This window comes from Leptospira selangorensis, from assembly GCF_004769405.1.
In the GTDB taxonomy this organism is placed as follows: domain Bacteria; phylum Spirochaetota; class Leptospiria; order Leptospirales; family Leptospiraceae; genus Leptospira_B; species Leptospira_B selangorensis.
The window spans coordinates 587,351-594,082 of sequence record NZ_RQES01000018.1; the positions used below are offsets into that span (position 1 = coordinate 587,351).

The window sequence follows — 6,732 nt, forward strand, 5'->3', positions numbered from 1 at the left end:
GATTTTTATGAGTTTTATAAGTTCGTCAATGCAATTTTTTCTCTAACATTGGAAGCATCTCTTATTGGAGAGTCTCCGAAAAATCTGAAATATTCTCTATTGAATTGAGTTACACTTTCGTATCCAACTTCATATGCGGCGCGTGATGCGGAGTAGGCACTATGGACTAAAAGTTTTCTAGCTTCGAGTAGTCTAAGTTGTTTTTGGAATTGGATAGGGCTTAAGCCTGTGATCTGTTTGAATTGTCTATGAAATGTAGTGACGCCTAATCTTGATTTTGATGCTAAACGTTTAATTTCCATTGAGGCCATATAATTTTCTCGGATCCAACGAATTGCAGGATATATACTTGGCCCCTTGCCCTGGGTTTGGCAAAACTTTCTCAAACGCCACCCTTGGGGACCGAGAAGAGTTCTATATAATATTTCTCTTTCATAGATAGGTGCAAGTGCGGGTATATGTTCTGGAGTTTTCAAAAGCCGAAGCATTCTGACCCAAACTTCTAAAAGTTCAGGCGAAGCTTCGCAAGCTACGAACTCGTTATCTATATTTTCTTCTGAAGGGTCTTTAGGAAGGTCATTTAATAAATCCAGAATAGAGTCCTGATCCAATTCGAGACCCAAGGATATATAAGGCCCATTTTTGCCTTGTTGCACTTTTCCAGTGGCAGGGATATCTGCGGAAATTACAAAATAAGAGGCTGCCTTTAATTGAATCGTTTGTTCTCCTATGGAGATTGTTTTACCTCCTTGAACAACTAATCCGATCATTGGCTCATATATCGCCGCTAACTGGTATTCGGATACTTCTCCCTTTATGAGTAATACTTTAGGAAGTTCCGTCCTAGTAGGTTTTGTGGTTGCCTGAATTGTAAGCTCGGCAATCTCTTTCAGGATTTCTTTCATTCTATAACATAATAAAATAGAACCGTATTTTCTAAAGCGAAATCCTGGGAACATTTTAATTTATTAATGGTACGGTAGGATTAGGCAATCAATTGGTATGATCCGATCTTTACGATAATCATAAAATCCTCTACGATCAAAGGTATTGGAGGACGTTATGAAAGTAGCAATCGTCACAGGAGCAAGTAACGGTATCGGAAAAAATACCGCGATCGAATTGGGAAAAAGAGGGATCGGCGTAATCCTTACTTATCATTCGGATAAAAAAGGTGCCGAGGATGTCGTAAAAGAAGTGGAGAAGAGCGGGTCCAAGGCCGTTTGTCTTAAATTGGATCTAAGCCAAAAGTCTTCTTTCGGAAGTTTTATCGAGCTTGTAAAAAAGAACCTAGAAGAAATTTGGAAGAGAAAAACTTTCGATTACTTGGTAAATAACGGAGGTGTCGGAGGAGGAATGCCATTCGCTGATATCACTGAAGAATATTTCGATCAGATATTGAACACAAATTTCAAAGGACCATTCTTTATCACACAAGATCTTGTTAGATTTATAGAAGACAATGGAAGGATCGTGAATACATCCAGTTCTGCGAGTCGAGGATCTTTCGCAGGATATTCCGCTTATGGAGCATCTAAGGCTGCATTAACTTCTTGGACAAAGTATCTCGCAAAAGAACTTTCTCCGAGAAAAATCAGAGTGAATGCAGTCTCTCCCGGTCCAACGCATACGAATCTTGGAGGAGGCGCATTCGATAAATATCCGGAATATATTCAACCGTTAGCGGATCAAACTGCTTTGGGAAGAATTGGAAGTCCGGATGATATTGCAAAGGTAATTGTAAATCTTTTATCAGATGAATTTTCTTGGGTGACCGCTCAGGACTTGGAGGTTTCCGGAGGATATTTGTTGTAAGGGTTTTTGGGCGACTTTTCGCTACGCGAACGCTGCGGTCCTTTCGCAGCGACTGCAGGAGCAAGAAGACGATTACGTTAAGAGGCTGCGATGGACTTCCCCTTCGCATCCTTGTCGCGTGTAGGAGCTCCTACAAAGATTCGTTGTTCGGAATATGCTTGCTGATCAGAGGTTTTTATGATATGGCCGGCCATGCTGATTGAATCGAAGTTATAAGTGTTGTACCACCGACCAGCCCCCTTCGCAGCGACCGTAGGAGCGAGAAGACGACCGTCTTTGCCGAGTCGGTGACCGACAACATGGAGGTCAACCGAGTGAAAAGATGATATAGCGGGATTGGTTATATCGAAGTTATAAGTGTTGTACAACCAACCCAGCCCCCACCCAGAAAGGGCGGGGAGATCCCGCTCACAATTTTGTAGGAATTCCAACAAATCAGCTTCGAAAACTCCTTTTCTCCCTGGAGTAAAAGACTTGGATAGTCAGATAGATGCGCGCGGGTCTGAAACAAAAAGAAGTCAATCTTCCGACCTACGAATTCGATCCCAAAACGAATTTAAAACTTAGAAATTGGTTTATCCAAGAAAAAAGAGACCTGGCATTTCGAAAAAACAGAACTCCTTATTCTACTTGGGTGAGCGAGATCATGTTGCAACAGACAAGAGTTGCAGCAATGCTTCCTCTTTACGAAAAATTTATACATCGATTTCCAAAACCTGAAGATCTTGCGATCGCGGAAGAAGAGGAAGTATTTCGTTATTGGCAAGGACTTGGCTATTATTCCAGAGCAAAAAATCTTTTGGCTGGAGTTCAGAAATTAGTGAATGAGTTCGGCGGACAATTCCCTAAAACTTTGGAAGAAGCTCTTTCTCTTCCAGGAGTTGGGCCTTATACCGCTCGGGCTATTCTTTCCATTTCCTATAATTTACCTTTTGCAGTTTTAGATGGGAATGCAAAAAGAGTTCTCTCTCGTTTAGTCTTATTCAAAGAGTCGGGACCTAAAGCCGATCCAACTTTACAAAGGATCGCGGATTCATTTTTAAATTTGGAATTTCCTGGAGACCATAATGAAGCGGTAATGGAGTTAGGTGCTCGCATTTGTATTCCAAAACCTTTATGTACTGAATGTCCACTTCAAAACGATTGTTTAGCATATCAAAACGGTGTCCAAGAAAGTATTCCGGAGACCGAAAAGAAAAAAAAGGAAATCCCTTTAAATATTCGTTTTTATATCCTAAAAACGAAACAAGGGATACTTCTGATCCGTTATCCTGAGAGAAGATTTTTTAAAACAATCTATTCTCTACCTTTTTCCTTCGAAGGAAAAAATCCGTATGATTCTGATCCTATTTTGGATTGGAGTCTGAAACCTTCCGATCTCGGGATCAAATTTAAACATACAATCACTCATCATAAGATCCAAGGTTTTGTTTCCGAGACGGAACTAGACCCGAAATCAGAAAAGAAGTTGCTGGAGAATTTTCACAAAATTCGCCCTTCTATAGAGATCAAATATTGCAATTGGAAAAATTTGGAGACCGAATTTCCTTCTTCTATTGCAAAAAAGATCAAACAAACCCTGGCTAAAGACGGAGCTGTTCTGCCAGGATTAGAAAACTAAACATATTAATATAAAGGAAAACTATGAGTATTCGATCCACTTCCGAATTTGTAAAAGAGCTTTCGAAAAAAGGAGAACTTTTGGAGATCAAAGAAGAAGTGGATCCTATCTTGGAGATCGCAGAGATCCAGAGAAGGGTAGTTGCGAAAAGAGGCCCGGCACTTCTATTCTCGAACGTTAAAGGATCTAAATTTTCCGTCGCTACCAATTTATACGGTTCGGAAAACAGGATCAAGATAGCATTCGGAGAAGATCCGGAAAAGTTTATTCAGAAAATTGCATATACAGCAAAACATTTAATGCCTCCCACTCCTAAAAAAGTATGGGAAGTAAGGTCCCTTGCCTGGACAGCACTAAAGGTAGGCCTTAGAAAAGTAAACAAGGGTCCGATTTTGGATTCAGAGTTACAAAGTATTGAAGAATTACCTGCTCTAAAATCCTGGCCCAAGGATGCTGGAAGATTTATCACATTACCTTTAGTTTATACGGAAAGTCCCAAAACCGGAAAAGGGAATTTGGGAATGTATCGGATACAATTCCATGAACCTAAACTTACAGGGATGCATATACAGATCCATAGAGGTGGAGGATTTCATTATTCTGAAGCAGAAGCAGAGGGTAATTCACTTCCGGCACATATCTATGTAGGAGGTCCACCTGCACTTACAATCTCTGCGGTGGCACCGTTACCCGAAGAGATTAGCGAATTCCTTCTTGCCTCATTATTATTAGGCGAAAGATTAAAAGTATTAAAAAACAAAAAGATCAGTTCACTTCCGATCGTTGCAGATGCTGACTTTGCATTAATCGGAAAAATCCCTCCTAAGATCAGAAGACCGGAAGGACCTTTTGGAGATCATTACGGATATTATGCTTTAAAACACGATTATCCTGTATTCGAAGTGGATAAAATTTACGCTCGAAAAGATGCGATCTGGCCTGCAACAGTTGTTGGACGTCCTCCGCAAGAAGACCATTGGATCGCAGAATATCTACAACACTTATTATCCCCCATGTTCCCGATAGTAATGCCTCAGGTAAAAGGGATTTGGGCTTACGAAGAATCAGGTGTACATTCTTTAGCAGCAGCAATCGTAAAAGAAAGATATAAAAAAGAAGCATTCATGGGTGCTCTTAGGATTTTGGGAGAAGGACAACTATCCCTTACTAAATTCCTGATCGTGACCGACCAGGATGTTCCTTTGATGGATTTTAAAACTACTTTCCTTGCTGCACTCGAAAGATTTCAACCGGAGACAGACTTACATATTTTCTCTAATATTTCCCAGGATACTTTGGATTATACGGGACCGAAAGTAAATGAAGGGAGTAAGGCGGTACTACTTGGAATTGGGCCTAAAACCCAAAAGCTAAAACCAAAGATCACTTCTAATATTAAAAATTCTAAATTCAAAAATCCAAAAGTGTATTGTCCGGGAGTTTTGGTAGTTTCCGGACCAAAATACAAAAAAGGAGATGGAGTTTTAGAAACACTTCGTAAAGAAACAATCACCCAAGGATTTTTATTCGTATTCTTGGTAGATAATTCGGAAGAAGCAACAAAATCAGATCATGATTTTATCTGGAATGTTTTTACTAGATTCGAACCTGCAGCGGACATTTACGGGGATTCAAATGTGATCCGTAATCATATTTCTTTCCATGGTCCGATCCTAGTGGATGCAAGATTAAAAACTTGGTATCCTCCTGTTCTAGAAGAAGATCCTAAAATCTCCAAACAAGTAGAGAATAGATTTGGTAGACTTTTGGATTCGATTTAGGTAAATGGAAGAATGGGAATGAAACGAGTAGTCGTTACCGGCGGGGCCGGACTGATCGGAAGTAATATAGTTAGACTTCTAAACGAACAAGGGCTTTCGGATATCCTTGTAGTAGACCATTTGGGTACTTCTTCCAAATGGAAAAACCTAAGAGGTTTGGAATATACTGATTATTTGGAAAAAGAAGAATTCCTACAAAAAGTCCAAACTACTGATATCTTAAAAGATTATTCTCATATTTTTCATTTGGGAGCTTGTTCTTCCACAACGGAAACGGATGCTTCTTATCTGATCCGAAACAATTATGAATATACCAAAATTCTAGCGGAAGAGTCTTTGCGTAAAAAGATCCAATTCTTATATGCTTCTTCTGCAGCCACATATGGAGAAGGGCAATTCGGTTATGACGATAAGGCGCCGATCCATCCACTCAAACCGCTGAATATGTATGGATACTCCAAACATATGTTCGATCTATATGCCTTAAGAAAAGGATTTTTAGATAAGATCACAGGAGTGAAATACTTCAATATATTCGGATTCGGAGAGGCTCATAAAGAAGATATGAGATCTGTAGTATTAAAAGGATACGAACAGATCTTATCCGAAGGAAAATTGAAATTATTTAAGTCTTATCGCCCGGACTATAAGGACGGGGAACAAAAAAGGGACTTCCTTTACGTAAAAGACGCTGCAAAGATCAGCCTATTTCTTTTGGAAAATCGTAAATTCGGTTTATATAATGTAGGAAGAGGGCAAGCAGAGACCTGGAATTCGCTCGCTTCCGCATTATTTAAGGCCTTAGGGAAATCGGAAAATATAGAATATATGGAAATGCCTGAGAGTTTAAAGGCAAAATACCAATATTATACGAAGGCAGAGACCCAAAAACTGATCTCAAGCGGTTACAAGGAAGGATTTACTGATTTGGAAACTGCGATTGCGGATTACGTGGATCTGTTAAAGAAAGAAGAATAAAAGGGGCCTTTAAGACCCCCCACAGCTATTAATTACTTAGAAAAGATCTGAAGTAAAGATTTTGCGAATGCTTTGAATTTTGCGTCTTTGATAGAGTAGAATACTTGGTTAGAAACTTTTTTGCTTCCTAAGTATCCTGCTTCTTTCATTTTGCTTAAGTGTTGAGATGCAGCTGATTGGCTGATACCAAGTGCGTCTACAAGTTCTCCCACGCTGTGTTCTTTTCTAGAAAGATGGAGAAGGATTTTTAATCTGTCAGGATGAGCTACTGCTTTAAGTCCGCGGATGGTAGAATCCAGATGAGTTTTTTTAATTTCTAACTTTTGGGCTGCCATAATCTGCCTTCTGTTGTATTTGAATCCACTCTAACATAACCTTTGAAATTTACAAGGATTTACGAAAAGTATCTCTATTTTTTGTAAAATTATAAATCGTGTAAATTATGATATAATTATGTAAATAAAATGGAAAATAACGGTACCAAAGGGGTGATCATCCCTATTGCTTCCGTTTCAATGCATGGTAACCCGGGCCAAA

At 39.4% G+C, this 6,732-nt stretch carries 6 protein-coding genes; 4 read left to right on the forward strand and 2 right to left on the reverse strand.

Annotated features, from left to right (window positions below; translation table 11 throughout):
- Positions 1-14 precede the first annotated feature (14 nt).
- Positions 15-905, reverse strand: a complete 891-nt coding sequence (locus EHO58_RS15180) for an AraC family transcriptional regulator (RefSeq protein WP_135680494.1) — start codon at positions 903-905, stop codon at positions 15-17.
- Between the two features lie 157 nt (positions 906-1,062).
- Here EHO58_RS15180 and EHO58_RS15185 point away from each other — a divergent pair, with 157 nt between their 5' ends.
- The 4 genes from EHO58_RS15185 to rfaD all read left to right on the forward strand — a co-directional run bounded on the left by EHO58_RS15185 (position 1,063) and on the right by rfaD (position 6,195).
- Positions 1,063-1,815 (forward strand): SDR family NAD(P)-dependent oxidoreductase, encoded by a 753-nt coding sequence (locus EHO58_RS15185; RefSeq protein WP_135680472.1) that lies wholly within the window; start codon positions 1,063-1,065, stop codon positions 1,813-1,815.
- 490 nt (positions 1,816-2,305) lie between these two features.
- On the forward strand, positions 2,306-3,436 hold the full coding sequence (locus tag EHO58_RS15190) for an A/G-specific adenine glycosylase (protein WP_135680473.1): 1,131 nt from the start codon (positions 2,306-2,308) through the stop codon (positions 3,434-3,436).
- A gap of 23 nt (positions 3,437-3,459) precedes the next feature.
- The gene (locus EHO58_RS15195; protein ID WP_135680474.1) at positions 3,460-5,217 is read left to right on the forward strand and encodes a UbiD family decarboxylase; all 1,758 of its coding nucleotides are present in this window, start codon (positions 3,460-3,462) and stop codon (positions 5,215-5,217) included.
- A gap of 12 nt (positions 5,218-5,229) precedes the next feature.
- Positions 5,230-6,195, forward strand: coding sequence for an ADP-glyceromanno-heptose 6-epimerase (gene rfaD / locus EHO58_RS15200; protein WP_167483222.1), 966 nt, complete (start codon positions 5,230-5,232; stop codon positions 6,193-6,195).
- 32 nt (positions 6,196-6,227) lie between these two features.
- On the opposite strand, the gene EHO58_RS15205 is transcribed toward rfaD, so the two are convergent.
- On the reverse strand, positions 6,228-6,530 hold the full coding sequence (locus tag EHO58_RS15205; protein ID WP_008592190.1) for an ArsR/SmtB family transcription factor: 303 nt from the start codon (positions 6,528-6,530) through the stop codon (positions 6,228-6,230).
- Positions 6,531-6,732 lie beyond the last annotated feature (202 nt).